The sequence below is a fragment of the Neomesorhizobium albiziae genome, assembly GCF_900114255.1.
GTDB lineage: Bacteria > Pseudomonadota > Alphaproteobacteria > Rhizobiales > Rhizobiaceae > Neomesorhizobium > Neomesorhizobium albiziae.
Genome location: NZ_FOSL01000002.1, coordinates 153,953 through 178,762, shown reverse-complemented (window position 1 = coordinate 178,762; position 24,810 = coordinate 153,953). Strand labels below are relative to the sequence as shown.

25 protein-coding genes, 1 other RNA gene and 1 pseudogene are annotated in these 24,810 nt (G+C 64.2%); 14 read left to right on the top strand and 13 right to left on the bottom strand.

The genetic code is table 11. The features are described 5' to 3' along the window. Window positions 1–60 precede the first annotated feature (60 nt). The 6 genes from F3H98_RS04435 to F3H98_RS04410 all read right to left on the bottom strand — a co-directional run bounded on the left by F3H98_RS04435 (window position 61) and on the right by F3H98_RS04410 (window position 8,680). Window positions 61–1,692, bottom strand: coding sequence for an ABC transporter ATP-binding protein (locus F3H98_RS04435; protein ID WP_149758730.1), 1,632 nt, complete (start codon window positions 1,690–1,692; stop codon window positions 61–63). Beyond that, the gene (locus tag F3H98_RS04430) at window positions 1,689–2,846 is read right to left on the bottom strand and encodes an ABC transporter permease (RefSeq protein WP_149758728.1); all 1,158 of its coding nucleotides are present in this window, start codon (window positions 2,844–2,846) and stop codon (window positions 1,689–1,691) included. Before F3H98_RS04430 ends, F3H98_RS04435 begins: the two co-directional genes overlap by 4 nt. Next, entirely contained in the window at window positions 2,846–3,943 is a 1,098-nt protein-coding gene (locus tag F3H98_RS04425; protein WP_149758725.1) for a microcin C ABC transporter permease YejB, read from the bottom strand. Before F3H98_RS04425 ends, F3H98_RS04430 begins: the two co-directional genes overlap by 1 nt. Before the next feature lie 171 nt (window positions 3,944–4,114). Continuing rightward, window positions 4,115–5,980 (bottom strand): extracellular solute-binding protein, encoded by a 1,866-nt coding sequence (locus F3H98_RS04420; protein WP_149758723.1) that lies wholly within the window; start codon window positions 5,978–5,980, stop codon window positions 4,115–4,117. Continuing rightward, a complete protein-coding gene (locus F3H98_RS04415) occupies window positions 5,977–7,854 on the bottom strand; it encodes an extracellular solute-binding protein (RefSeq protein WP_149758721.1) in 1,878 nt (625 codons plus the stop codon). Before F3H98_RS04415 ends, F3H98_RS04420 begins: the two co-directional genes overlap by 4 nt. A gap of 169 nt (window positions 7,855–8,023) precedes the next feature. Continuing rightward, a complete protein-coding gene (locus F3H98_RS04410) occupies window positions 8,024–8,680 on the bottom strand; it encodes a c-type cytochrome (protein ID WP_149758719.1) in 657 nt (218 codons plus the stop codon). A gap of 200 nt (window positions 8,681–8,880) precedes the next feature. Between F3H98_RS04410 and F3H98_RS04405 the strand changes: the two genes are divergently transcribed. Beyond that, window positions 8,881–9,609 carry a 3-deoxy-manno-octulosonate cytidylyltransferase gene (locus F3H98_RS04405; RefSeq protein WP_149758717.1) on the top strand — a complete coding sequence of 243 codons (729 nt, stop codon included), beginning with the start codon at window positions 8,881–8,883 and terminating at the stop codon, window positions 9,607–9,609. A gap of 159 nt (window positions 9,610–9,768) precedes the next feature. Then, complete coding sequence (locus F3H98_RS04400; RefSeq protein WP_149758715.1) at window positions 9,769–10,632, top strand: prephenate dehydratase; 864 nt, start codon at window positions 9,769–9,771, stop codon at window positions 10,630–10,632. A 182-nt stretch (window positions 10,633–10,814) separates the two neighbouring features. On the opposite strand, the gene F3H98_RS04395 is transcribed toward F3H98_RS04400, so the two are convergent. Further along, window positions 10,815–11,681 carry a cell wall hydrolase gene (locus F3H98_RS04395; protein ID WP_149758713.1) on the bottom strand — a complete coding sequence of 289 codons (867 nt, stop codon included), beginning with the start codon at window positions 11,679–11,681 and terminating at the stop codon, window positions 10,815–10,817. Between the two features lie 238 nt (window positions 11,682–11,919). Here F3H98_RS04395 and F3H98_RS04390 point away from each other — a divergent pair, with 238 nt between their 5' ends. The 4 genes from F3H98_RS04390 to F3H98_RS04375 all read left to right on the top strand — a co-directional run bounded on the left by F3H98_RS04390 (window position 11,920) and on the right by F3H98_RS04375 (window position 14,571). After that, window positions 11,920–12,282, top strand: a complete 363-nt coding sequence (locus F3H98_RS04390; protein WP_149758711.1) for an ArsR/SmtB family transcription factor — start codon at window positions 11,920–11,922, stop codon at window positions 12,280–12,282. A 93-nt stretch (window positions 12,283–12,375) separates the two neighbouring features. Then, on the top strand, window positions 12,376–12,825 hold the full coding sequence (locus F3H98_RS04385; protein ID WP_149758709.1) for a VOC family protein: 450 nt from the start codon (window positions 12,376–12,378) through the stop codon (window positions 12,823–12,825). Window positions 12,826–12,890: 65 nt separating this feature from the next. Then, window positions 12,891–13,406, top strand: a complete 516-nt coding sequence (locus tag F3H98_RS04380) for an SRPBCC family protein (protein WP_149758707.1) — start codon at window positions 12,891–12,893, stop codon at window positions 13,404–13,406. A gap of 121 nt (window positions 13,407–13,527) precedes the next feature. Continuing rightward, on the top strand, window positions 13,528–14,571 hold the full coding sequence (locus F3H98_RS04375; protein ID WP_149758705.1) for a zinc-dependent alcohol dehydrogenase family protein: 1,044 nt from the start codon (window positions 13,528–13,530) through the stop codon (window positions 14,569–14,571). Between the two features lie 111 nt (window positions 14,572–14,682). Here F3H98_RS04375 and F3H98_RS04370 read toward each other — a convergent pair whose 3' ends face one another. The 3 genes from F3H98_RS04370 to ffs all read right to left on the bottom strand — a co-directional run bounded on the left by F3H98_RS04370 (window position 14,683) and on the right by ffs (window position 17,060). Beyond that, a complete protein-coding gene (locus tag F3H98_RS04370) occupies window positions 14,683–15,006 on the bottom strand; it encodes a YbaB/EbfC family nucleoid-associated protein (protein ID WP_149758703.1) in 324 nt (107 codons plus the stop codon). Window positions 15,007–15,032: 26 nt separating this feature from the next. Then, window positions 15,033–16,850, bottom strand: a complete 1,818-nt coding sequence (locus F3H98_RS04365; protein WP_149758701.1) for a DNA polymerase III subunit gamma/tau — start codon at window positions 16,848–16,850, stop codon at window positions 15,033–15,035. 113 nt (window positions 16,851–16,963) lie between these two features. Continuing rightward, window positions 16,964–17,060: signal recognition particle sRNA small type (gene ffs / locus F3H98_RS04360), an RNA gene on the bottom strand. Between the two features lie 119 nt (window positions 17,061–17,179). Here ffs and F3H98_RS04355 point away from each other — a divergent pair. From F3H98_RS04355 to F3H98_RS04340, 4 genes are read left to right on the top strand one after another with little or no spacing between them, the layout of a single operon-like run. Then, a complete protein-coding gene (locus F3H98_RS04355; RefSeq protein WP_149758699.1) occupies window positions 17,180–17,599 on the top strand; it encodes an HIT domain-containing protein in 420 nt (139 codons plus the stop codon). 26 nt (window positions 17,600–17,625) lie between these two features. Continuing rightward, window positions 17,626–18,564, top strand: coding sequence for an NAD(+) diphosphatase (gene nudC / locus F3H98_RS04350; protein WP_149758697.1), 939 nt, complete (start codon window positions 17,626–17,628; stop codon window positions 18,562–18,564). A gap of 26 nt (window positions 18,565–18,590) precedes the next feature. Beyond that, a complete protein-coding gene (locus F3H98_RS04345) occupies window positions 18,591–18,881 on the top strand; it encodes a Dabb family protein (RefSeq protein WP_149758695.1) in 291 nt (96 codons plus the stop codon). Continuing rightward, window positions 18,878–19,318 (top strand): SAM-dependent methyltransferase, encoded by a 441-nt coding sequence (locus tag F3H98_RS04340; protein WP_149758693.1) that lies wholly within the window; start codon window positions 18,878–18,880, stop codon window positions 19,316–19,318. Before F3H98_RS04345 ends, F3H98_RS04340 begins: the two co-directional genes overlap by 4 nt. Window positions 19,319–19,341: 23 nt before the next feature. On the opposite strand, the gene F3H98_RS04335 is transcribed toward F3H98_RS04340, so the two are convergent. Then, complete coding sequence (locus tag F3H98_RS04335) at window positions 19,342–19,572, bottom strand: hypothetical protein (RefSeq protein ID WP_149758691.1); 231 nt, start codon at window positions 19,570–19,572, stop codon at window positions 19,342–19,344. A gap of 137 nt (window positions 19,573–19,709) precedes the next feature. Here F3H98_RS04335 and F3H98_RS32270 point away from each other — a divergent pair. From F3H98_RS32270 to F3H98_RS04315, 4 genes and pseudogenes are all read left to right on the top strand, one after another. Then, window positions 19,710–19,781: pseudogene (locus tag F3H98_RS32270) on the top strand (helix-turn-helix domain-containing protein); the annotation flags it as partial. Then, window positions 19,776–20,504: a LysR substrate-binding domain-containing protein gene (locus F3H98_RS04330; RefSeq protein WP_280177974.1), complete on the top strand. Its 729-nt coding sequence runs from the start codon at window positions 19,776–19,778 to the stop codon at window positions 20,502–20,504. The pseudogene F3H98_RS32270 and the gene F3H98_RS04330, both read left to right, overlap by 6 nt. Before the next feature lie 59 nt (window positions 20,505–20,563). Further along, a complete protein-coding gene (gene recR, locus F3H98_RS04325) occupies window positions 20,564–21,169 on the top strand; it encodes a recombination mediator RecR (RefSeq protein WP_149758687.1) in 606 nt (201 codons plus the stop codon). A 225-nt stretch (window positions 21,170–21,394) separates the two neighbouring features. Beyond that, window positions 21,395–22,600: a lytic murein transglycosylase gene (locus tag F3H98_RS04315; protein ID WP_149758685.1), complete on the top strand. Its 1,206-nt coding sequence runs from the start codon at window positions 21,395–21,397 to the stop codon at window positions 22,598–22,600. A 34-nt stretch (window positions 22,601–22,634) separates the two neighbouring features. On the opposite strand, the gene F3H98_RS04310 is transcribed toward F3H98_RS04315, so the two are convergent. Then, window positions 22,635–23,636 (bottom strand): LLM class flavin-dependent oxidoreductase, encoded by a 1,002-nt coding sequence (locus tag F3H98_RS04310; RefSeq protein ID WP_149758683.1) that lies wholly within the window; start codon window positions 23,634–23,636, stop codon window positions 22,635–22,637. 119 nt (window positions 23,637–23,755) lie between these two features. Further along, window positions 23,756–24,805 (bottom strand): LLM class flavin-dependent oxidoreductase, encoded by a 1,050-nt coding sequence (locus tag F3H98_RS04305; protein ID WP_149759288.1) that lies wholly within the window; start codon window positions 24,803–24,805, stop codon window positions 23,756–23,758. Window positions 24,806–24,810: the final 5 nt, after the last annotated feature.

Here is a 24,810-nt window from a genome sequence, read left to right as displayed (position 1 = left end):
CACAAATGCGGTTGAAACAAACAGATAGAGCGGAACGCCCGGCTCACCATGCACTCCGCTCTACTGGCTGACGACGTCGGCCGGCGCCGTTTCGATGCGGAAGGCGGCCGACAGCAGGGCCTTGGTATAGTCGCTCTGCGGCCGTTCGAAAATCTGCTCCGACGGGCCGTATTCGACGATCCTGCCGTTGCGCATGACGATGACATCGTTGGCGAGCGCCCGCACGACCTTCAGGTCATGGCTGATGAACAGGTAGGCGAGGTTGTGCTTGGCCTGCAGGTTGCGCAAGAGGTCGACGACCTGCGCCTGGACGCTCATGTCGAGTGCGGAGGTCGGCTCGTCCAGCATCACGAAGCGCGGGTTGAGCACCATGGCGCGGGCAATCGCGATGCGCTGGCGCTGGCCGCCGGAGAATTCATGCGGATAACGGTGGCGGGTTTCGGCGTCGAGGCCGACCTCGTGCAGCACATCGATGACGCGCTTGTCGCGCTCGCGCGCAGTTAGCTTGGGTTCGTGGATGCCGAGGCCTTCGGCAATGATTTCGGCCACCGACATGCGCGGGCTGAGCGATCCGAACGGGTCCTGGAAGACGATCTGCAATTCGCGCCGCAGCGGTCGCATGTCGTTGAAGGACAGGCGGTCGATGTCGCGGCCGTTGAAATGGATTTTCCCTTCAGACGAGATCATGCGCGACAGGGCGAGGCCGAGCGTCGTCTTGCCGGAGCCGGATTCGCCGACGACGCCGAGCGTCTGGCCGGCGCGCACGGTGACGTCGATCCCGTCGACCGCCTTCACATGGTCGACGGTGGTGCGGAAGAATCCCTGCTTGATCGGGAACCAGACTTTTATGTCCTCGCCCTGCATGACGGTCTCGGCCGACAGGTCGGCCTTGGGCGGCTTGCCCTTCGGCTCGGCGGCAAGCAGGTGGCGGGTGTATTCGTGCTGCGGATTGGCGAAGATTTCCCTGGTCGGACCGGTCTCGACGATCTTGCCCCTGGTCATCACGCAGACGCGGTCGGCGATCTTGCGGACGATGCCGAGGTCGTGGGTGATGAACAGCATCGACATGCCGTTCTTTTCCTTGAGACGCGCCAGCAATTCGAGGATCTGCGCCTGCACGGTGACATCGAGCGCGGTGGTCGGCTCGTCGGCGATCAGAAGCTCCGGCTCGTTGGCGAGCGCCATGGCGATCATGACGCGCTGGCGCTGGCCGCCGGAAAGCTGGTGCGGATAGGCCTGCAGGCGCTTTTCCGGCTCGCGGATGCCGACTTCGTGCAGGAGTTCCAGCGTGCGCTTGCGGGCGGCGGCGTCGCGCAAGCCCTGGTGCAGCTTGAGGATCTCGCCGACCTGCCGCTTGATCGTGTGCAGCGGGTTGAGCGAGGTCATCGGCTCCTGGAAGATCATGGTGATCTTGTTGCCGCGCACCTGGCGCAGCTGCTTCTCGCTTTTGGCGATGAGGTCGCTGCCCCCGAACAGGATCTGGCCGGACGGATGGCTGGCCGGCGGGTAGGGCAAAAGCTTCAGCACCGACAGCGCCGACACCGATTTGCCTGAACCGGACTCGCCGACCAGCGCCACCGTCTCGCCCTTGGCGATGTCGAAGGAGATATGGTCGACGGCCATCGACGTCTTGCCGCCCTGTTCGAAGGCAACGGAAAGATCACGGACCGAGAGGAGGGGAGTATCGCTCATTTGAACGTCTTGCGCGGGTCGAAGGCGTCGCGGGTGGCTTCGCCGATGAAGATCAGCAGCGAAAGCATGATCGACAGGGTGAAGAAGCCGGTCATGGCCAGCCACGGGGCGTTGAGGTTGCGCTGGCCCTGCTTCAGGAGTTCGCCGAGCGAGGCGGAACCGGGCGGCAGGCCGAAGCCAAGGAAATCCAGCGCAGTCAGCGTCGAGATCGAGCCGTTGAGGATGAACGGCAGGAAGGTGAGCGTCGCCACCATGGCGTTGGGCAAGAGGTGGCGCAGCATGATGGTGCGGTTGGGCACACCCAGCGCGCGCGCCGCGTTCACATATTCGAAGTTGCGGGCGCGCAGGAACTCCGCCCGCACCACGCCGACCAGCGCGACCCAGGAAAAAGCCAGCATGATGCCGAGCAGGATGAAGAAGCCCGGCGGCAGCACGGCGGAAATGATCAGGATCAGGTAGAGCACCGGGATTGCGGACCAGATCTCGATGAAGCGCTGGAACAGGAGGTCGGTCCAGCCGCCGAAATAGCCTTGCACGGCGCCTGCGGCGACGCCGATCACCGTGGAGGCGAGCGTCAGGATCAGCCCGAACAGGACCGAGATGCGGAAGCCGTAGATGACGCGGGCGAGCACGTCGCGTGCCTGGTCGTCGGTGCCGAGCCAGTTCCAGTTGCCGACGGTGCAGTTGGGATCGTCGATGCCCAGGGGATAGCGCTCGCAGCGCTTCGCCTTGTCGTAGAGCCAGGACGGCTTGGCGGGCGCGGCGTCGGGTATCTCATTGTTGGTGGTGCGGTAGGAATAGCGGATCGGCGGCCAGACCAGCCAGCCGTTGGCGGCGATGGCGTCCTGGACGATGGGCATGCGGTAGTCTGCTACCGGCAGGAAACCTTCGTCGCCGAGGAACGTCGCCTCGTCGTAATCGGTAACGATGGGGGAATAGAACTGGCCCTTGAAGCGGATCAGCAGCGGCCTGTCGTTGGCGATCAGTTCGGAGCCGAGCGACAGCACGAACAGGACGAGGAAAATCCATAACGACCAGTAGCCGCGCCGGTTTGCCTTGAAGTTCTGCCAGCGACGCTGGTTGATCGGCGACAGCCATGGCCGCCGCGCTTCGTTGCCTGCGGTGTCGACCGCTGACGCTCTCTGGATGGGCATCAGACGTCTCTCCGCTCGAAATCGATGCGCGGATCGATCCAGGTATAGATGAGGTCGGAGATGAGGGTGACGAACAGTCCCATCAGCGAGAAGATGTAGAGCGTCGCGAAGACCACGGGATAGTCGCGATCGAGGATGGATTTGTAGCCGAGCAGGCCAAGGCCATCGAGCGAGAAGATGTTTTCGATCAGCAGCGAGCCGGTGAAGAAGGCGGAAATGAAAGCGCCGGGGAAGCCAGCAATCACGATGAGCATGGCGTTGCGGAAGACGTGGCCATAAAGCACGCGCCGCTCCGAAAGGCCCTTGGCGCGCGCGGTAACCACATACTGCTTGCGGATCTCGTCGAGAAAGGAGTTCTTGGTGAGGAGGGTAGTGGTGGCGAAGGCCGACAGCACCATCGCGGCCAGCGGCAGCGTCAGGTGCCAGAAATAGTCGACGATCTTCTCGTACCAGGGAAGGTCCGAGAAGTTTTCCGAGACAAGGCCGCGCAGCGGGAACCAGTCGTAGAAGGAGCCGCCCGCGAACAGCACCATCAGCATGATGGCGAACAGGAAGCCGGGGATGGCATAGCCGACGATCACGACGCCGCTGGTCCACACGTCGAATGTGGAGCCGTCGCTGACGGCCTTGCGGATGCCGAGCGGGATCGAGATCAGGTAGGAGAGCAGCGTGATCCACAGGCCGATCGAGATCGACACCGGCATCTTTTCGAGGATCAGGTCGAGGACGGAGATCTTGCGGAAAAAACTCTCGCCGAAATCGAAGCGGACATAATTCCAGAGCATGCCGAAAAAGCGCTCGAGCGGCGGCTTGTCGAAGCCGAACTGCTTTTCCAGCTTGGCGATGAACTCGGGATCGAGGCCCTGCGCGCCGCGGTAGCGCGAGGATTCGCCGCCGGCGTCGAAATTACCGCCACCGCCGGCGTCGCCACCGCCGCCGGAAAGCGCGTCGCCGCCGCCTCCAGGGTTCTGCAGCTTGGCGATGACCTGCTCGACCGGGCCGCCCGGCGCGAACTGGATGACCGCGAAGGACACCGCCATGATGCCGAACAGCGTCGGGATCATCAGAAGGATGCGGCGGAGGATATAGGCGCCCATCAGGTTTTACCCTCCCCCTTGTGGGGAGGGTCGATCCGCGCAGCGGAGCGGGGTGGGGGTGGCGAGGCGGGCAGAGGGCCGCAACCCCCACCCCGTCTCACGGGATGCGCTTCGCTTGTCCCGTTCGTCGACCCTCCCCACAAGGGGGAGGGTAAAACCCTGCGCCAACTGTCAACCCTTGCCAATCGCCTTCGCCTTGTCTTTGTCGAACCACCACAGCGCCTCGACGGGGAAACCGTAATCGGGCTTGGGTTCCTTGAATCCGAACATGTCCCAGAAGGCCACCAAATGATTCGCGGAATGCCAATTTGGAATCCAGTCCATGCGTGCGCGCAAGACCCGATCGAGCGCCCGCATGGCCGCGACCAGTGCCGGGCGGTCCTTTGCCAGCCCCACCGCCTCGACCAGCGCGTCGACGCCCGCGTCGCGGACGCCGGGATAGTTGCGGGCGCTGGGGCTCGCCGCTGCGCGTGAATGGAAGAAGAGCTCCATCGTGTCACGGGTCGGCGTCGCCTCGAAGGAGAACGCAGCCGAGATCAGGTCGTAGTCGAACTCGTTCTGCCGCAGATTGTACTGGGCGGAATCGACCTGGCGGATGGTGGCGTCGATGCCGATGACGCGCATGTTTTCGACAAACGGGCTGAAGATCCGCACCAGGCTGTCGTCATCGGCCAGGATTTCCAGCGATAGTTTCTCGCCCTTGTCGTTCTGCAGCATGTTGCCGTTGCGTTTCCATCCCGCTTCGGCAAGCAGCCTCGACGCGGTGCCCAGCAATTTTCGGTCACGCCCGGAGCCATCCGACGAGGGCTGCAGGACGGCCTCGCCGAACGCTTCGTCGGGTATCTTGCCGCGCAAGGGATCGAGGATTGCAAGCTCTTCGGGAGAGGGCAGGCCTTCGGCGCGGTAGTCGGAGCGTTCGAACGTCGAGTGCGAGCGCGTGTACACGCCGTAGAACAGGTTGCGGTTGGTCCATTCGAAGTCGAAGCAGAGCGCAATGGCCCGCCGGACACGCGGGTCGCGAAAGCGCTCGCGGCGTTGGTTGAGCGCCATCGCCTGCAAGGAGGGGCGCTTCTCGCCTGAGAAAGTGCGTTTGACGACTTTTTTGTCGTTCAGCGCCGGGAAATCGTAAGCCGTCGCCCAGGTCCGGGAAACGTGCTCCTGGCGGTAGGTGAGGTCGCCCTTCTTGAACGCCTCGAAGCCGGCCTGCCGGTCGCGGTAGAATTCGATCCTGATGCGGTCGAAATTGTAGAGGCCGCGGCTGAAGCCGAGGTCGCGTGCCCAGTAATCGGGATTGCGCTCGTATTCGATCGTCTGCCCGGCCACCACGCGGCCGACCTTGTAGGGCCCCGACCCGAGCGGCGGGATCATCGTTGGCTGGCTGAAATCGTTGGCGGTGTAGAAAGCCTTCGAGACGATCGGAAATTCCGCCACCGTCAGGATGGTGCGCTCGGACTGCTTGCCCGTAAATGTCAGCCGCACCGTTTGCGGGTCGACGGCTTCCGCCGACGTAAGCTCCAGCAGCGGCAATTGCAGATCGTAATGACCCTTTTCCTTGTAGGTCATGAAGGTGAAGGCGACGTCGGCCGACGTCACCGGGGTGCCGTCGTGGAAGCGAGCCTCGGGGCGCAGCCTGAATTCGAAGCTGTTGCGGTCGTCCGAGATGGTGACGCTTTCCGCCAGCCGGCCATAAAGCGCGTCGGGCTCGTCCAGCGCCGCTGTCAACAGCGTGTCGAAGCACATCTCCATGCGCGGCGGGCCGTCATCCTTCGGCGTGAAGCTGTTCAGCGTGTTGAAGGTGAGCGGGCTCTGGTTGTACAGCCAGCTCGGCACGGAAAAACTGATCGTGCCGCCCTTTGGCGCGTCCGGGTTCACGTAGTCGAAATGCTTGAAGTCCGCCGCATATTTGAGGTCGCCGAAGGCCGACAGGCCGTGCAGTGGCTTGCCTGTCGGGCTGGCTGCGAAGGCCGGCAGCAGCGGTGCGGCCGCCGCCGCACCGGCGAGCGCCAGAAAGTCGCGGCGCGGCAGACGCGGGCTCAATTGACGCTCTTGTACTTGGCGGCGAGCGCCTTTTCCTTTTCGGCATCGATCCACCAGGAATCGACGTCGGCGCCGATATAGTCCGGCTGCTTGTCGGGCATGCCGAACTTGTTCCAGTAGGCGAGCCAGACGACCGACCGGTGATATTGCGGGACGACGTAGAAGTTCCACAGGAGCACGCGGTCAAGGGCGCGGGTCGACGCGATCAGGTCTTCCCGGTCGGTGGCGAAGATGACCTTGTCGATCAGCGCGTCGACGACGGGATTCTTGATGCCGGCGAGGTTGCGGGAGCCGGGCGTGTCGGCGGCCTTGGTCGACCAGAAATCGCGCTGTTCGTTGCCGGGCGAATCGCTCTGCGCCATGACGTTGGTCAGCATGTCGAAATCGAAGTTATTGACGCGCTGGACATACTGGTTTGGATCGACGATGCGCAGCGAGGCGTCGATGCCGACCTTCTTCAGCATGTTGATATAGGGGTTGGCGATCACCTCGTCGGTTTCGTTGTTGCCGAGAATCTCCAGCTTGAATTGCTCACCCTTGGCGTTGACCATCTTGCCGCCCTGGATTTTCCAGCCGGCTTCGCCGAACAGCTGCACGATCTGCCGCAGGTACTGGCGCTCGGCCTGCGGGGTGCCGTAGACCGGCAGTTTGTATTCCTTGGTAAAGACCTCCGGCGGCAACTGGTCCTTGTAGGCGCTGAGAATCTCCAGTTCCTTGCCTTCCGGCAGTCCGCGGGAAGCTAGTTCCCCGCCCTCGAAGAAACTGTCGGTGCGCGTGTTGAAGCCAAAGAAGATGGTGCGGTTCATGGTTTCGAAGTCGAACGCATAGGTCAGCGCCTCGCGCACCTTGCGGTCCTGGAACAGCGGCCGCCGCTGGTTCATGACGAAACCCTGCATGGCGGCCCGGGACGTAGCCTTGAACTCCTTCTTGATGACGTCTCCGGCGGTGAAGGCCGGGAAATTGTAGTAGGTCGCCCACCGGCGCGAGCTGTTTTCGGCCTGGATGTCTTCCAGCCCGCCCTTGGTGAAGGCCTGCCAGGCCGCGTTGTCGTCCTGGAAATAGACGATACGCCGACGGTCGACGTTCTCGCGGCCGATCTTGACCGGGAGTTTTGCGCCCCAATAGTCGGGAACCCGGCTCCAGACGATCTCGGCCCCGGGCTTGAAACTCTCGATCTTGTAGGCGGCCGAGCCGAGCGGCGGCTCCAGCGTCGGCTGGGTGATGTCGCGCTTCTTGCCCGAGGCGTCGGTGCCCTCCCACCAGTGCCTGGGCAGCACGACCATGTCGCCGATGATCTTGGGCAGCTCGCGGTTGCCCTTCTGGTTGAAGCGGAACTCGACCTCGCGGTCGTTCAGCGCCACGGCTTCCGTGACGTTGGCATAATATTGCGCGTAGAGCGGACTGTTGGACTTGAGCACGCCGAAGGACCAGACGATGTCGTCGACCGTGATCGGCTGGCCGTCATGCCATTTGGCGCGCGGGTCGAGCCGATAGGTCGCCGAGGAATAGTCGTCCGGGTATTTGTAGGCGTCGGCCACGAGCGGATGGCTGACGCTTCCCTCGTCGGTCGCCTGCTCCATCAGCGTGTCGTAGAGATAGCCGCCGCCGAAACCGATAAGCCCGGCAGCCGGGCTGCCGCGCACGATGTAGGGGTTGAAGCTGTCGAAGGTGCCGCTGACGGTCGAATTCAGCGTGCCCCCCTTCGGCGCGTCGGGGTTGACGTAATCGTAGTGCTTGAAGTCTTCCCCGTATTTGGATTCGCCGATCAGCGAGGACGTTGTGCGCCATTTGTCTTCGGCGTGGGTGGTGAGGGTTGCCGCCCCGATCAAGGCCGCGGCGAGACCTGTCATTCCCAAGAACCTGCGCACCGTCATCCAAACCTCGCTGCTGTTTCGAACCGTTACTGTAATTCATTCGCCGGGCATGGAAACCGGATCAGGCCGATTTCCCGCCTCGTATGCACGATTCTAACAAAAAAGCCGGGCAGAACCCGGCTTTTTCGTGATCATTTCGATTACAATTTCGTTAGGCGAAACGCTCACCTCAGTGGGCGGTCGCCGGAGCCGGTTCGGCTGGCTTGGCCTCGCCTGCCGGGGCCGCGGGAGCGGCTCCATCGGCGGGAGCCGACGCCGGCGCCGGTGCGGCATCCGCAGCCGGCAGCGGGGCCGGATTGTCGGAAAGCGTGCGCAGGTAGGCGATCAGGTTGGCGCGCTCATCATCCTTCTTGACGCCGGCGAAGCCCATCGCGGTACCCTTGATGTAGGCCTTCGGGGCGGCCAGGAAGTGGTTCAGGTGCTCGTAATCCCAGACCACGGTGCCGCCCTGCGAGAATTCCTTCATCGGGCCGGAATAGGCGAAGCCCTCGTGAGTGCCGATCTTGCGGTTGACGATGTCCCAGAGGTCCGGGCCGACCTTGTTGGGGCCGCCCTTTTCGCCGGTGTGGCAGGCCTGGCACTTCTTGAACACGGCTTGGCCGGCGGCCGCGTCGGCGCTGGCCAGAAGGGTGGCGATCGGCACGGCCGCGGGTGCCGCAGCACCCGCTTCGCCGCCTGCCTCGGGTTCGACGGCCTCGATGGCGAAGCCCGGCTTCTCCGGGACGGGAGCCGCGAATATCGCATCGCCGATCAGGTTGACCGAAAATACGACGAACACCACGCCGAGCAGCGCACCGATCAACTTGTTGAATTCAAAAGAGTCCATACGCCCAAGGCTCCCTTATCGGCAGGCCCGGGAAAGTCTTGCTTCCCCAAACCGCAGCCACTGTCCCATCCCCGGACAGTGCCGGTCAAATCGCGCGGAAACTAGGTCTTTTGCTATTTAGTTGCAACACCTATAAGGGCGGTTCCAGTGAGACCTTTTGACACTTTCCACACCGCCATTTTCAGCCTGTTCCAGCACCGATGTCGACCCTTATTCTGATCCCCGCCCGCATGGCCTCGACAAGGCTGCCGGGCAAGCCGCTGGCCGATATCGCCGGCCGGCCGATGATCGTGCATGTCGCGGCGCGCGCCACCGAGAGCGGGCTCGGCCGCGTCGTGGTGGCGACCGACACCGACGCGGTGGCGCAGGCGGTACGCGCCAACGGGTTCGAGGCGGTGATGACGCGCGCCGACCACGAATCGGGCTCGGACCGCATTTTCGAGGCGCTGACGGCGCTCGACCCGGCCGGCAAGGTGGAGATCGTGGTCAATGTGCAGGGCGACCTGCCGACGATCGACCCGGCAACCATCCAGGCCGCGCTGCGGCCGCTGGACAAGCCGGAAGTGGATATCGCGACGCTTGGCGTTGAAATTGTCCGCGAGGACGAAAAAACCAACCCCAACGTGGTGAAGATCGTCGGCTCGGCGCTGACGGAGAAGCGGCTGCGGGCGCTCTATTTCACCCGCGCCACGGCGCCCTGGGGGGATGGTCCGCTCTATCATCATATCGGGCTCTACGCCTATCGGCGGGCCGCACTCGACCGCTTTGTGTCGCTGAAGCCCTCGCCGCTCGAAAAACGCGAGCGACTGGAACAGCTGCGGGCGCTGGAGGCCGGCATGCGCATCGATGCCGAAATCGTGGCCACGGTGCCGCTCGGTGTCGACACGCCGGAAGACCTCGACCGTGCCCGCGAATTACTTTCGAAGTGAGAGCCCGTTTTGAAACAGGTGATGGCGGGCTGCAAATGGCAATTTCTGCGCTTCTGGTGCTCACGTACCCCAAATGTACGCTGCGCTCCGGTTCTCGAAATCACCATTTTCACCACGCCCTGACCTGTTTCAAAACAGTCTCTAAGTGAAGGCCCAAAAATGGCAGCAAACACCAACCGGATTTCCTACCAGGGCGAACCCGGCGCCAACTCCGACACCGCCTGCCGCAACATGTTTCCCGACATGGAGCCGCTGCCTTGCGCGACGTTCGAGGACGCCTTCAACGCGGTGGAGACCGGTAAGGCCGATCTTGCGATGATCCCGATCGAAAACACCATCGCGGGCCGCGTCGCCGACATTCACCACCTGCTGCCGGAATCGAAGCTGCACATCAGCGGCGAATATTTCCTGCCGATCCATTTTCACCTGATGGTGCTGCCGGGCGTCGAGAGGCGCGAGATCAAGACGATCCACAGCCACATCCACGCGCTGGGACAGTGCCGGAAATATATCCGCAAGAACGGCTGGAAGCCGATGGTCGCCGGCGATACCGCAGGTGCTGCCAAGCTCGTCGCCAAGGTCGGGGACAGGTCGATGGCCGCACTTGCGCCGCGCCTTGCCGCCTCGCTCTACGGTCTCGACGTGCTGGAAGAGAATGTCGAGGACACCGACAGCAACGTCACCCGGTTCGTCGTGCTGACCAAGAACAAGCAATGGGTGGACCGCCCGAACGCCGACACCAAGATGATGACGACGTTCATCTTCCGCGTCCGCAACGTGCCGGCCGCGCTCTACAAGGCGATGGGCGGCTTCGCCACCAACAGCGTCAACATGACCAAGCTGGAGAGCTATCAGCTCGGCGCGTTCACGGCGACGCTGTTTTATGCCGACATCGAGGGCCACCCGGACGATGCGGGCGTCAAGCATGCGCTGGAGGAACTGCGCTTCTTCTCCAGGGAGGTGCGCATTCTCGGCGTCTATCCCGCGAGTGATTCCCGCGAGGAATGGAAGGTCGCCGACTAGGTGTACTGATATTCAGGTGATGCCGGCCTGCGAATGGCGGCTTTCTCCGCTTCCGGTGCTCACGTACCCAAATGTACGCTGCGCTCCGGTTCTCGAAATCCACCATTCTCGGCTCGGCCTGACCTGAATCTCAACACACCTCAGGGGATGCGTTCAGATTGAACCGGTGCCGCCACCAGCCGCTATTCGGGCGGCCGGTCCTGGTTCAGGATCATCGCGCCGATGGCGTCAGCGGCCTGCGGGCTTGCGTCGAATGACATCATCGCCTGCTGCGGCGCGGGCATTTCCGCCGGCTCGTAATCGGCCGGCAATGTCGCCCGCATCGGGGCGCGGGCAAGACGGGCGCCCTTCGGCGCCGGCGCAGATGCGGCCATGGCTATCATTTGCGGCTGCGGAGCGGGTGCTGCCTGCGGCAGCGGCACCGTCTGGGGCAGCATTGTCTGTTCGGCCGAGGCCAGCACGGTTTGCTGGGTGGCGGGCTCGGCCGATGCGATCATCGTCTGAGCGGTTTCCGGCGCCGCCGGTTCCGGCGCCCTGCGGCGGCTGCGCTTCTCGTAGAACGAGTTGCCGCCGGCAACCACGACGTAGTGCATGTTCTTGTAGGGGAATTTCAGGCCGGCGGTGTGGAAGAACATGACCTCTTCCTTCACCTTCGGGTGACGCTCGCCCTTGATCACCGCATCGGCGGCGGCCGTCACGTCGGGCAGCGCCTTCGAATTCATCTTGCGGGTCATCACGCCCGGTGCGAACTGGCCCTTGGCGCCGACGACATCGCACACGGTGTTGCCATATTTGCCCGATTTCAGGCGGTTCATCACCACCGAACCGACAGCGACAAGCCCGTCGCGGCTGGAGCGGTTGGATTCGAAGAACATCGCCCGCGCCAGGCATTCCCTGTCACGCGCTGATGCTGCGTAAGGCTTTGCGGCAACAGGGGAAACCGAAATCGCTTCCGTCATTTTGCCGGTACTCTGTGAGCAGCCGGCGAGCAAGATCGGGGACACGACGACGCCGAGCACGAGCGGCGCTTTCCATCTCCCGGCGGTCACGAAACAAGCCTCATCATCTCTCCGGGAGCAGTTTCAGTTGCGGCGAGAATGGGACACTTTCGGGCAAAAAGAAGGCCGGGTCCATCCCTGTGCCAGTCTAGATAGAATGTGTTTACCAAACTTTACCCCCTCAGATTCGCGGCGCAGCGCGCTCCAAAACCGGTGCGATGCACAGCGCTTGACGCGCCGTTCGTCCCCATATATAGCCATATAGCTATATAGCCTTGGAGTTATAAACTTGGACCCCCGACGCCTCGACCAGACCTTCGCCGCACTTGCCGATCCGACCCGGAGGGCGATCCTCGCCCGGCTGATCGATGGAGAGGCGACGGTCATGGAACTCGCCGAACCCTTCGCCATGAGCCAGCCCTCGATTTCCAAGCATTTGAAGGTTTTGGAAGGCGCCGGGCTGATCTCCAGGGGGCGTGACGCGCAACGCAGGCCGTGCCGTCTGGAGGCCAAACCGCTCGCCGAAGCCAATGAATGGCTGGAGCGCTACCGGGCGATCTGGGAGGGCAATTTCCTGCGCCTCGACGCGCTGCTGGACGAGCTTCAGCGCGTCACGCCACCCTCCAAATCCGCCCCCGGCAAAAAAAGGTAGAGCCGCTGTCGGATCGCCGATCGACGGTTCGTCCTCGGTCGGCAGGGCGAAAAAAGACAGCAATATCAACTTTGATTACCAACGGAGACAATCATGCAAAAGATTACGCCGTTCCTCTGGTTCGACACCCAGGCCGAAGAGGCCGTCGATTTCTACACCTCGGTCTTCAAGAACGCGAAGAAGGGCAAGACGATGCGCAATGGCGGCAGCGTGCTCACCGCTTCGTTCGAACTCGAAGGGATCGAATTCACCGCTCTCAATGGCGGCCCGCACTTCAAGTTCACCGAAGCGACCTCCTTCGTGGTCGACTGCAAGGACCAGGACGAGGTCGATTTCTACTGGGAAAAACTCTCCGAAGGCGGCTCGAAGGGCCAATGCGGCTGGCTGAAGGACAAGTTCGGCCTCTCCTGGCAGATCACGCCGTCCGTCCTCCTGGACCTGATGAGCGACCCGGATGCCGAAAAGGCCGGCCGCGTCATGCAGGCGATGATGAAGATGACCAAGATCGATATCCCCACGCTGCGCGAGGCGTATGCGGGATAACCGGATGGGATGGCGGGAACGGCCCGGAGGCCGGTCCCGCGCAACACGATGCCAGGGAGGCCCCGATGAACAGCTTCGTCACAGTCGAAGTCACCACACCCAGCGACCGTGAGATCAGGATGATGCGGCACTTCCAGGCGCCGCGCGACCTTGTCTTCGATGCATGGACGGTTCCCGCGCTGCTGAAGCGCTGGCTGCACGGTCCGGAGGGCTGGAAGCTGGCGGTATGCCAGATCGACCTCACGGTCGGCGGCGCGCTGCGCTACATCTGGGTGCATGACGACGGCCGCTCGATGGGCATGAGCGGCGTCTACCGTGAGATCGTCCGTCCGGAGCGCATCGTCGCCACCGAACTCTTCGACGAGGACTGGACCGGTGGCGAGGCAATCGACACCGTCGTCCTCACCGAACAGGCCGGCCGCACGCTGTTGACGCAGACCGTTCTTTACGTGTCGCGAGAGGCGCGCGACGGCGCGCTGGCCACCGGCATGGCCGATGGCGTCGAGGCGAGCTTCTCGCAACTGGATCGGTTGCTGGAGAGCGAAAGGCAGCCGTCCAAAGGCGCCGTGGCCGGCGCCTGAGATCGGCAAGGGGCGGATTTTCTGGCACAAACAGCGGAGGTCGCTGGCCGGGCAAAACGTGCTATGGCAATCAGCGGGCCGCTCACCGGCCCGCCGCCCTGCCATCATTCCGGGAACCGCCGTGAAAGCCGTCCTCTTCGAAGAGTTTCGCCAGCCGCCGAGCCTGCGGAACGTCACTGATCCCACCCCGTCGCCGGGCGGCGTCGTCATCAAGGTGGAAGCCACCGGCCTTTGCCGCAGCGACTGGCACGGCTGGATGGGGCACGACCCGGACATAAGGCTTCCGCATGTGCCCGGGCACGAGCTTGCAGGCACCGTGCAAGCGGTCGGCAACCGGGTGACACGCTGGCGTGAGGGCGACCGCGTCACGGTGCCGTTCGTCGGCGGCTGCGGCCATTGTGACGAATGCAATTCCGGCAACCATCAGGTCTGCGAGAACCAGTTCCAGCCCGGCTTCACCGCCTGGGGTTCCTTCGCCGAATATGTCGCGGTCGACTTCGCCGACACCAATCTGGTTCGGCTGCCGGAAACGCTCGATTTCGTTACCGCCGCCAGTCTCGGCTGCCGTTTCGTCACCTCGTTTCGGGCAATCGTCGATCAGGGCCGCGTGCGGCCGGGAGAATGGGTCGCCGTTCACGGCTGCGGCGGCGTCGGGCTTTCGGCGGTGATGATCGCCTCGGCAATGGGCGCCAATGTGATTGCCGTCGACATCGCCGACGACAAGCTCGATTTCGCCAGGCAGATCGGCGCGGTCGCCACCGTCAATGCATCGAGCCGGCAGGATGTGGTCGGGGCTGTCCGGGAAATCACCAAGGGCGGCGCGCATGTCTCCATCGATGCGCTCGGCCATCCCGCGACATGCTTCAATTCCATCGCCAATCTGCGCCGGCGCGGCCGCCATGTGCAGGTCGGGCTGATGGTGGGCGACCACAGCCATCCGAAAATTCCGATGGACCGGGTGATCGCCTACGAGCTGGAAATCCTCGGCAGCCACGGCATGCAGGCGTTCCGCTACAGCGCCATGATGGACATGATCGCTGCCGGCAAGCTCGCGCCCGAAAAACTCGTCGGCAAACGTCTCAGCCTCGACGAAGCCCCCGCCGCGCTGATGGCGATGGATTCTTTCGAGGGCCTCGGGATCGGGGTGGTGGTTTTAGGGCAGTAGGCAGTGAATAAAGCCCGGCATCAGAGCCTGAGCAAACCGCTTTTTCGGCTGCCCCGTCACGCATGGCTCGAAGTCGGAAAGGACCTCGGCTCTTTGCTACTGCCTGTTCCGTTAGAACGGCAGCTTCATGCCCGGCGGGATCGGCAGGCCGGCGGTCAGCGCCTTGGTCTTTTCCTGCATCACCGTCTCGACCTTGGCCTTGGCGTCGTTGTGGGCGGCCAGCAGCAGGTCCTCGAGGATTTCGACCTCGTCTTCCTTGAACAGCGATGGGTCGATCTTCAGTGACTTCATCTCGAACTTGCCGGTCAGCGTCACCTGCACCAGGCCGCCACCGGCCTGCCCGGTCGCCTCGAGCGTGGCGATCTCATCCTGCATGGCCTGAAACTTGGCCTGCATCTCCTTCGCCTTGCCCATCAGGCCGAGCAGATCCTTCATCGTCGTCTCCTATACCAGGAACAAAATCAGTTTTCGTCTTCGTCGTCGGCAGCCGGATCGACCGGCGCCTGCTGGTCGTCCTCGGCAGCTTCCGGCGCGTCGGGAATGCGCACGTCGATGATTTTGGCGCCGGGAAAGCGCGCGAGGATCGCCGCCACCGTCGGGTCGGCGCGGGCGTCGCTGAAGGCCGTCTCGCGGCGGCTGGTCTCCATCTCGGAAAGCGTCTGGCCGCCTTCCTCGCGCGAAACCGAAACGATCCAGCGCCGTCCCGTCCATTTCTGCAAATTGGCGTTGAGGTCGCTGATGAGCGTCTTCGGCGCCTCCGCCGTGAGGCTGACGTCGATGCGGCCATTCTCGATCTTGACCGGCCGAACGCAGCGCTTGATCAGCACCTTGAACGCCATGTCGCGGTTCTGGTCGGCAAGGGCGGCGATATCGGCCAGCGATCGGATCGAAACGGCGGGCGCATCAGTGACGGGCTCGGGCTGCGGTGGCGCGACCGGCTCGACGGCGGGCTGCGTCTCGACCAACCGCATCGTCTGGAAGCTGCCGCCGGCGCCTGCCGCGATCCGCGTCTGCGCCGTGGCGCTGACGCCATTGCCCCCGCCACCCGCGGGAACTGTAGGCGCGCGCAGCGAAGGCCGCTGTGTCGGTGCGTTGCCGGCCTGGTCGAGCGTTTTCAGCGCTTCGTCCAGCGTCGGCAAGTCGGCGGCGTGCGCGATGCGAATCAGCACCATCTCGCCGGCGCTGACCGGGCGGTTCGACGCCTGCACCTCGGGAATACCCTTCAACAGCATCTGCCAGGTGCGCGACAGCACCCTTACCGGCAGCGACCGGGCGAACTCCAGCCCGCGCCGGCGTTCGTCTTCCGACAGCGACGCATCGTCGGCGGCCGACGGCACGAAACGCAGCCTGGTCACCAGATGGTTGAATTCGGCAAGGTCGGTGAGCACGGTCGCCGGGTCGGCGCCGGTGTCGTATTGCGCGCGGAATTCGTCGAGTGCGGCCCCGACCTCGCCCTTCATCAGGTTCTCGAACAGGTCGATGATGCGGGCGCGGTCGGCAAGACCCAGCATGGAGCGCACCGCCTCGGCGGTCACCGTGCCGGCGCCATGGGCGATCGACTGGTCGAAGATCGACTGGGCGTCGCGCATCGAGCCTTCGGCGGCGCGCGCGATCATCGCCAGCGCCTCGTCCTCGACATCGATGCCCTCCAGCCCGGCGATGCGGGCGAGGTCGCCCTTGATCACCGCAGCGTCGATGCGGCGCAGGTCGAAGCGCTGGCAGCGCGACAAAACGGTGATCGGAACCTTGCGGATTTCGGTGGTGGCGAAGATGAACTTCACATGCGGCGGCGGCTCTTCCAGCGTCTTCAACAGGCCGTTGAAGGCCTGTGTCGACAGCATGTGCACTTCGTCGATGATGTAGACCTTGTAGCGGGCCGAAACCGGCGCATAGCGCACCTGCTCGATGATGTCGCGGATGTCGTCGATGCCGGTGTGCGAGGCGGCGTCCATCTCGATGACGTCGGGATGGCGGCCTTCCATGATGGCCTGGCAATGTTCGCCCGGCACCGAGAGATCGACGGAAGGCTGGTTCACGGTGGCGGTCTTGTAGTTCAGCGCGCGGGCAAGGATGCGGGCGGTTGTCGTCTTGCCGACACCGCGCACGCCGGTCAGCATCCACGCCTGCGCGATGCGCCCGGCGGAAAAGGCGTTGGTCAGCGTGCGGACCATCGGCTCCTGACCGATCAGGCCGGCAAAATCGGAAGGGCGGTATTTGCGGGCGAGCACCCGGTAGGCGCCGCCGGCTTTGCCCTTGTCGATGTTTCCGGCTTCGCTCATCCGCCCGTCTGCTCCAGCGGCCAGGTCCGGTGGCCGATTCCTCGAAAAGAGTTTCGCCCGCATCGTCTGGCGCCGTCAATGACGCGGCCGGCAATCGGGGCGAATGGGAAGAGGTGGGAGGCTGGAACAATGACCCGTTCCGGGCTCGTTAGGGCTGCTTCCTTCCGGACCTGACCCGGTTGGCGAGTGGATCGTCCACCACCAACCTCCCGCGTTTCATATCGGGGATTGCGGCCGAGATTGCAAGTCCCGAACGCCAAGCGCCAATGAATCGCTTGCAGGCAAAGGGCCGGCACTCTAGCCTCAACCTATAATCGAGGGAAACGCCAATGCTGCCGGGCCAGAAGGCCGGATTTGAGCTCGACCGCAAGCTGGAGGCCGACAGCGAGCAGGTCATGTGGCTTGGCTTGTGCGAGCTGCGCATCATGAACGACAAGCGCTGGCCCTGGCTTCTGCTGGTGCCGCAGCGACCGGGCGTCGAGGAAATCCACGACCTGACGCCGCTCGACCAGGCGATGCTCACCTTCGAGACCAACATGGTCGCGCAGGGCCTCAAGAAAATGACCGGCTGCACCAAGATCAATTCGGCCGCCCTTGGCAATATCGTGCGCCAGCTCCATGTCCATGTCATCGCGCGCAGCGAAGGCGATGCGGGCTGGCCAGGTCCCGTCTGGGGCTATGGCATGCGCGAACCCTACCGGCGCGAGGACCTGCACCGCCTCGCCCAGCAGGTCCGCGCGGCGCTGTAAGCCCATCCTTCCGGCACGAGGAATAGATGAGTTTTTCGCTGTTCGACGCTCCTTTGCACGAGCCCAGCCAGTCTGTCGGCTTTGCCGGCAACCTGATCGACCGGCAGTCCGAGAAGCGCACCGACGATTGCGTCGAACGGGCGCTCGCCGATCCCCGGGTGCGTGTTCTCCTGATGCGCGCCGGCCGCATCCATCTCAAGGTCAACGGCGCCGGCTTCGAGCCCTATTACCCGGTTGCAGACGCTTCGGCGCTGGGCGCGAAGCTGCAACACGCCGTGCTGCTTGGCGAGACGCCGCAAGGGCCGGTGCTGGCCGCGCCCGCCGGGCTCGACCCCGAACAGCTGCCCGACGGCATCAAGGCGATCGATTACCGCTCCGTCTATATCCAGGGGCTGCTCGCCGCACCCGACCTCGGCGCGCTGGCGCAAGGGGCATCGCTGCTTGCCTGGCACAGCTCGCACCGTTTCTGCAGCAAATGCGGCCAGCCTTCGCAGATGCGCGCCGGCGGCTACAAGCGCTTCTGCCCGGCCTGCGAAACCCTGCATTTCCCGCGCACCGATCCCGTCGCCATCATGCTTTCGGTGACAAAGGACAAATGCCTGCTCGGGCGCGGGCCGCATTTCGGCCCCGGCATGTTCTCGGCACTTGCCGGCTTCATCGAGCCGGGTGAGACGATCGAGAATGCGGTGCGGCGCGAGACGTTCGAGGAGGCCGGCATCCGGCTCGGCCGCGTCGTCTATCACGCCAGCCAGCCGTGGCCGTTTCCCTATTCGCTGATGATCGGCTGTTTCGGCGAAGCGCTGAACGAGGACATCACCCTCGATGCCGAACTGGAGGCCTGCCGCTGGTTCTCGCGCGACGAAGCGCTGGCCGCCCTCGACCGTAGGCACCCGGACGGCATCTTCACACCGCCGAAAGGCGCCATCGCCCACGCGCTGATCCGCGCCTGGGCCGAAAGCGCCTGAGATTTTCCATCGTGCAGCGAGGAACCATGATCAGGCACACCGTCGCATTCCGCTTGAGGCATAGGGAGGGATCTTCCGAAGAAACCGCGTTTCTGGCGGCGGCGAAAGTGCTCGCAGCCATTCCCGGCGTCCAGAAATTCGAACAGCTGCGCCAGGTCAGCCCGAAGAACGATTATCGCTTCGGCTTCTCGATGGAGTTCGCCGACCAGGCCGCCTATTCCGGCTACAACGATCATCCCGACCATGTCGCCTTCGTGCGCGACCGCTGGGTGCCGGAAGTCGCCGCCTTCACCGAAATCGACTACGTGCCGCTGTGAGCGCCGACCTCTCGCCACGCCTTGCCGAAATCGTCGAAGCGCTGCCGCTGCGCGACGGGATGCGCGTGCTCGAGATCGGCTGCGGACCGGGGGCGGCGGCGCGTGCGGTGGCAGTCAGGATCGGAAACGGCCATATCCTCGCCATCGATCGCTCGGCAAAGGCCATCGGCCAGGCCCGCGACGGTTCGGCCGAGCTGATCGCTGCCGGCCGGCTCAGCCTGCGCTGCGTCGCCGCCGAGGATTTCGTCCTCGAAGCGGGCGAGGCGCCATTCGATATCGCATTTGCCGTGCGCGTCGGCGCGCTCGACGGACGCCATCCCTCGGCAGGCGCCAAGGCGCTCCCGCGCATCGCCGCAGCTCTCGTCCCCGGCGGGCGATTGTTCATCGACGGCGGCTCACCCTTGCGGGAACTGAAACTGCCGGATCGAGGGACCTGACAGTCTTAGCTGCCAACGCTCCCTTAGAGATAGTCATGCCAGGAACGCCTTGTCGGCTTGTGCTTGAGGCCGACATCGTCGCCGAGCCAGGCCGGCGGAGCCGAACCGGCCGTCTTGCGGCGCCACTTAAAACGTCGCGTCAGACGCAGAATTCCAGAAATTTTTCTCATGACCGTGGACCAGAGTTCTTCCATGAATACCAGTCTGCTGGCATGATCGAGTGACGTAAAACGAACAATCGTCAGCCTGTGCATGAGGAATTTTCATGCAAACATTGCCCAGTATGCTGCCGCCGTTGCAGACATTGCGCGCCTTCGTCGCCGTGGCGCGTGCGAAAAGCTTCACGGTCGCGTCCGACGTGCTGGCTGTGACGTAGACAGCCGTCAGCCATCAGATCGCACAGCTCGAAGCGTGGATCGGCGGGCGGCTGTTCGTGCGTGACCGTCGCGGCGTCGAACTGACGGCGCTGGGGCAGGGGCTTCTTCCCGATGTCGTTCAGGCGCTCGAAGATCTGGAACGGGCGCTGGAGCGCGCGCGCCGTTCGGTCGGCAACCCGAAACTGCGCATCTCGACAACGCCGGAATTTTCGGCGCAATGGCTGGCGCCACGTCTGATCGACTTTTGCAATAACCATCCCGACATCGATGTCAGCGTGACGGTGCAGTACCGGCGCGCCGGACTGGCCGACGAGGATATCGACGTCGCGATCCGGTTGAGCGGGGTGGCGGAAGACGGAACCGAACAGCTTACAACGGACGAGGAGTTCGCGGTCTGCGCGCCCGAAATCTTCCGCATCCTGCCGGAACGGGATGCGATGCTGGTCGCGCCATTGCTGCGTTACGACGGCGCCCGCCACACGATGCTCGACTGGCGCCGCTGGCACGCCGAACTCTATGGAGATCGCGGGGATGCCAGGGATGCGATCGATTTCGATGGCGGCCCCAGCTACCGGACTTTTACGGAAATGCTGGACGCTTGCCGGCAGGGGCTGGGTTTTGCCCTGGTGCGCAGTTCGCTGGTGGCCGACGATCTCCTGGCCGGCCGGCTGATGCGCTGCTTCACCGAAAGCGTCGTCTCCGACCTGCAATATCGGCTGGCGACCGCCCCTGGACGCCGGGAGCAGCCGGGGGTGCTGGCTTTCCGCCGGTGGATATTCGATCACGCAAGGGGGCGCGATCCCGTCTGATGTAACCGCGGGGAGCGCCGGCAATTCCCTTCGCGGCGGAAAAATCCTAAACCAAACCGATGTCGAAGCGAGTCGCCGGTCCCGAAATCGAACGTCTGATCCAGCTTCTGGCCAAGGTGCCGGGGCTCGGGCCTCGCTCGGCGCGGCGAGCAGCACTCCACATGATCAAGAAGAAGGAACAGCTGATGGCGCCGCTGGCCGGCGCCATGGCCGAGGCCGTCGAAAAGGTGCGGGTCTGCTCGAATTGCGGCAATGTCGACACCAGCGACCCCTGCACGATCTGCACCGATCCGCGCCGCGACGGCGCCATCCTGATCGTCGTCGAGGATGTCGCGGACCTGTGGGCGCTTGAGCGGGCCGGCACCATGAGCGCCCGCTACCATGTGCTCGGCGGCACGCTGTCGCCGCTCGACGGCATCGGGCCCGACCAGCTGAACATCAGGCAACTGGTGGCGCGGGTTGCCGAAGGCGGTGTTGCCGAAGTGATCCTGGCGGTTAATGCCACCGTCGAGGGCCAGACCACGGCGCATTACCTGACCGACCAGCTGGAAGGCTTCGAGGTGAAGGTGACGCGGCTGGCGCATGGGGTGCCGGTGGGCGGCGAACTCGATTATCTCGACGAGGGAACGCTCGCGGCGGCGCTCAAGTCGCGGACCGCGTTTTAGAGGTTATCTGCGAAACGGGAATACTTGATGAGCACCGCTCTACGTTGCCCCCCTCTGTCCTGCCGGACATCTCCCCCACAAGGGGGGAGATCGGCAGTTTCGACCTCGCGGCTTCTTCTTCGATTATGGAAACTGGCGAAACGAACGCCTCAATCTAATCTCCCCCCTTGTGGGGGAGATGTCCGGCAGGACAGAGGGGGGCGCCACAGAACACTGCCGCTGGTCATGCTCGCATGCCTGTCGATGGCGCTCGCCGCGCCCGCTTCCGCCGCAAAGATCGACGACCAGTTCCGTACCTGGCTTGAAAACGATTTGTGGCCGGAAGCGCAATCGAAGGGAATTTCGAAAAAGACGTTCGACACTGCTTTCGATGGGGTGGAGCCGAACCTGAAATTGCCGGACCTCGTGATGCCCGGCGCCAAGCCGACGACACCGAAGAAGCAGCACCAGGCGGAATTCGGTTCGCCCGGCAGCTATTTCGGCAAGATCGGCGCTGTCACCGGCGGCGGCCGTGCGCGCGCCGCGCAAAATGCCAGGACGCTTGCCGCCATCGAGAAACGCTACGGCGTGCCCGGCGATGTGGTGGTGGCGATATGGGGACGCGAGTCCGGCTTCGGCACGGCAAAAATCCCCTACGACGCTTTCGAGGTGCTTGGCACAAAGGCGTTTCTTGCAACCCGCAAGGACATGTTCCGCACCGAACTGCTTGCCGCGCTCGAGATGGTCGAGCGGGGACTGGCGAGTCCTCAGGCGATGAAATCGTCCTGGGCCGGTGCGCTCGGACAGCCACAATTCCTGCCGACCTCGTTCCTCAAGCATGCCGTCGATTTCGACGGCGACGGCCGCGCCGACATCTGGAACTCGACGCCGGACACGCTGGCTTCCATCGCCAATTATCTCGTTGATTACGGCTGGGTGAAGGGGCGCGATTGGGGTTTCGAGGTGACGGTGCCGGAGGGCGTTTCCTGTGCGCTGGAAGGGCCGGACCAGGGCAAGCGCATTTCGGAATGGACGGCGATGGGGATTTCACGCGTCAACGGCAAGCCGTTTCCGGCAAGCGAGGCGCGCGCCGAAGGCTTCCTGCTGATGCCGGCCGGACGCAGCGGCCCAGCCTTCATCGTGACACCGAATTTCTACGTTCTGAAAGAGTATAATGAGAGCGATCTCTACGCGCTGTTCATCGGCCACGGCGCCGACCGCATCGCGCATGGCGACAGGGATTTCGCCGGAACATGGGGCAAGGTTGGCGGCCTCTACCGTTCCGATGTCGCCGCCCTGCAGCGCGGGCTGGAAAAGCGCGGCTACGATGTCGGCGGCGCCGACGGGCTGCCCGGCTTCAAGACCCGCCGCTCGATCGGCGCCTGGCAGGCCAAGAACGGCGAGGCGGCGACATGTTTTCCCGACAAGGGGCTGGTGGAAGCGATGCGGTAGTTTCCCTTCTTCCCGTAAACGGGGCGAGGGAAGATCAGGCCGCCGCCACCAGCTCCCGATGCACGTTGGCGAGGATCTCGAAGGAGCGCAGCCGCGCCGCATGATCGTGGATCTGCGCGGTGATCATCAACTCGTCGGCGCCGGTGCGGCGGATGAAGGCGTCGAGCCCGCGGCGCACGGTTTCCGGCGAGCCGACGACGGCGCAGGAGAGCGCATGCTCCAGCATCACCTTGGCCGATGTGTCGATCTGCTCGTCGTAGTTTTCGACCGGCAGGGGCAGCTTGCCGGGCCGGCCGATGCGCAGATTGACGAAGGCCTGCTGTAGCGAGGTGAACAAAAGCTTCGCCTCGGCGTCGGTCTCCGCCGCAAAGACGTTGAGGCCGAGCATTACATAGGGCTCGTCGAGTTGTTCCGACGGCTGGAAGCGCGAGCGATAGATGTCGATGGCATGTTCCAGCTCGGCCGGCGCGAAATGCGAGGCGAAAGCGTAGGGCAGGCCGAGCATGGCGGCAAGCTGGGCGCCGTAGGTTGAGGAGCCGAGGATCCAGACCGGCACGTCCTGTCCTTCGCCAGGCACGGCGCGCAGCCGCTGGCCGGGTTCGGCGGCGCGGAAATAGTTGATCAGCTCGACCACATCCTGCGGGAAGCTGTCGACGCCGGCGTCCATATTGCGGCGAAGTGCGCGTGCCGTGCCCATGTCGGTGCCGGGCGCGCGGCCAAGGCCGAGGTCGATGCGGCCGGGATGGAGGGCGTTGAGCGTGCCGAACTGTTCGGCGATCACCAGCGGCGCATGGTTGGGCAGCATGATGCCGCCGGCGCCGACGCGGATGGTCGAGGTGCCGCCGGCGACATGCGCGATGACCACAGACGTGGCGGCGCTTGCGATGCCCGGCATGTTGTGATGTTCGGCAAGCCAGTAGCGTTTGTAGCCGAGGCGTTCGGCATGGCGCGCCAGGTCGAGCGTGTTCCGGAGCGACTGGCTGACGTCGCTGCCTTCGGTCACCGGCGACAGGTCGAGTACGGAAAGGGGGATCATTGGCGGGCTCCAGGGCTTGCCCGCCCGATATAGGAACGCGCCGACGCTCACGCAAACCAGACGCCGGACGTGAAGAGTAGCGAACGCTGCTTTACTCTAATGCACCGGCTGGCGGCGCATTACTGCGCCGCGACTGCCGGAGCCGCGGTTTCCTTGCGCACGATCGGAGCGACCTTGGTGCCGTAGAGTTCGATCGCCTTCATGACCTTGTCGTGCGGCATGGTGCCGATCGCCATTTGCAGGAGGAAGCGGTCGTTCCCGAAAATCTTGTGCTGCGCGACGATCTTTTCGGCCACGGTTTCCGGATCGCCGACGAACAACGCGCCGCGCGGCGACCGCGCCTGGTCGAAATGGGCACGGTTAGTCGGCCCCCAGCCGCGTTCGCGGCCGATGCGGTTCATCACCTCGGCCTGCGGTCCGTAGAAATCGTCGGCCGCCTTGTCGGTGGTTTCGGCGACGAAGCCGTGGACGTTGATGCTGGTCGCCAGTTTTTGCGGATCCTGGCCGCTGCGCCTGGCGGCCTCGCGGTAGAGGTCGAAGAGCGGCGCGAAACGGGCCGGCTCGCCTCCGATGATGGCGAGCGCCAGCGGCAGGCCGAGCGCGCCGGCGCGGGCCACGGATTGCGGCGTTCCGCCGACAGCGATCCAGATAGGCAGCTTGCCGCGATAGGGGCGGGGGTAGACGCCGCGGTCGTTGATCGCGGCGCGGTGATTGCCTGACCAGGTGACGCGCTCGCTCTCGTTCAGCGCCAGAAGCAGGTCGAGCTTTTCGGCGAAGAGCTCGTCATAGTCCTCAAGGTTGTAGCCGAACAGCGGGAACGACTCGATGAAAGAGCCGCGCCCGGCCATGATCTCGGCGCGGCCGCCGGACAACAGGTCGAGCGTGGCGAACTGCTGGAAGACGCGCACCGGGTCGTCCGAAGAAAGCACGGTGACGGCGCTGGTGAGCTTGATGCGGCTGGTGCGTTCGGCGGCCGCCGCGAGGGCCACGACCGGCGCGGAAGCGGCATAGTCCGGGCGGTGATGCTCGCCGAGGCCGAAGACGTCGAGGCCGATCTGGTCGGCGAGTTCGATTTCCTCGATCAGGTTGCGCAGCCGCCGGTGCGGGTCGATCGCGTCGGCTCCTGGCATCGGGCTGACGTCGGCGAAAGTGTAGAGGCCGAGTTCCATTGTTT

What these genes read in the sequence shown, in the direction of transcription:
- F3H98_RS04425 (WP_149758725.1), bottom strand. Translation starts at nt 3,943, where the DNA reads ATGGGCGCCTATATCCTCCGCCGCATCCTTCTGATGATCCCGACGCTG.
- F3H98_RS04405 (WP_149758717.1), top strand. Translation starts at nt 8,881, where the DNA reads ATGTCGACCCTTATTCTGATCCCCGCCCGCATGGCCTCGACAAGGCTG.
- nudC (WP_149758697.1), top strand. Translation starts at nt 17,626, where the DNA reads ATGAGTTTTTCGCTGTTCGACGCTCCTTTGCACGAGCCCAGCCAGTCT.
- F3H98_RS04365 (WP_149758701.1), bottom strand. Translation starts at nt 16,850, where the DNA reads ATGAGCGAAGCCGGAAACATCGACAAGGGCAAAGCCGGCGGCGCCTAC.
- F3H98_RS04430 (WP_149758728.1), bottom strand. Translation starts at nt 2,846, where the DNA reads ATGCCCATCCAGAGAGCGTCAGCGGTCGACACCGCAGGCAACGAAGCG.
- F3H98_RS04315 (WP_149758685.1), top strand. Translation starts at nt 21,395, where the DNA reads ATGCTCGCATGCCTGTCGATGGCGCTCGCCGCGCCCGCTTCCGCCGCA.
- F3H98_RS04380 (WP_149758707.1), top strand. Translation starts at nt 12,891, where the DNA reads ATGAACAGCTTCGTCACAGTCGAAGTCACCACACCCAGCGACCGTGAG.
- recR (WP_149758687.1), top strand. Translation starts at nt 20,564, where the DNA reads ATGTCGAAGCGAGTCGCCGGTCCCGAAATCGAACGTCTGATCCAGCTT.
- F3H98_RS04335 (WP_149758691.1), bottom strand. Translation starts at nt 19,572, where the DNA reads ATGCACAGGCTGACGATTGTTCGTTTTACGTCACTCGATCATGCCAGC.
- F3H98_RS04410 (WP_149758719.1), bottom strand. Translation starts at nt 8,680, where the DNA reads ATGGACTCTTTTGAATTCAACAAGTTGATCGGTGCGCTGCTCGGCGTG.
- F3H98_RS04435 (WP_149758730.1), bottom strand. Translation starts at nt 1,692, where the DNA reads ATGAGCGATACTCCCCTCCTCTCGGTCCGTGATCTTTCCGTTGCCTTC.
- F3H98_RS04415 (WP_149758721.1), bottom strand. Translation starts at nt 7,854, where the DNA reads ATGACGGTGCGCAGGTTCTTGGGAATGACAGGTCTCGCCGCGGCCTTG.
- F3H98_RS04385 (WP_149758709.1), top strand. Translation starts at nt 12,376, where the DNA reads ATGCAAAAGATTACGCCGTTCCTCTGGTTCGACACCCAGGCCGAAGAG.
- F3H98_RS04370 (WP_149758703.1), bottom strand. Translation starts at nt 15,006, where the DNA reads ATGAAGGATCTGCTCGGCCTGATGGGCAAGGCGAAGGAGATGCAGGCC.
- F3H98_RS04310 (WP_149758683.1), bottom strand. Translation starts at nt 23,636, where the DNA reads ATGATCCCCCTTTCCGTACTCGACCTGTCGCCGGTGACCGAAGGCAGC.
- F3H98_RS04400 (WP_149758715.1), top strand. Translation starts at nt 9,769, where the DNA reads ATGGCAGCAAACACCAACCGGATTTCCTACCAGGGCGAACCCGGCGCC.
- F3H98_RS04355 (WP_149758699.1), top strand. Translation starts at nt 17,180, where the DNA reads ATGCTGCCGGGCCAGAAGGCCGGATTTGAGCTCGACCGCAAGCTGGAG.
- F3H98_RS04345 (WP_149758695.1), top strand. Translation starts at nt 18,591, where the DNA reads ATGATCAGGCACACCGTCGCATTCCGCTTGAGGCATAGGGAGGGATCT.
- F3H98_RS04305 (WP_149759288.1), bottom strand. Translation starts at nt 24,805, where the DNA reads ATGGAACTCGGCCTCTACACTTTCGCCGACGTCAGCCCGATGCCAGGA.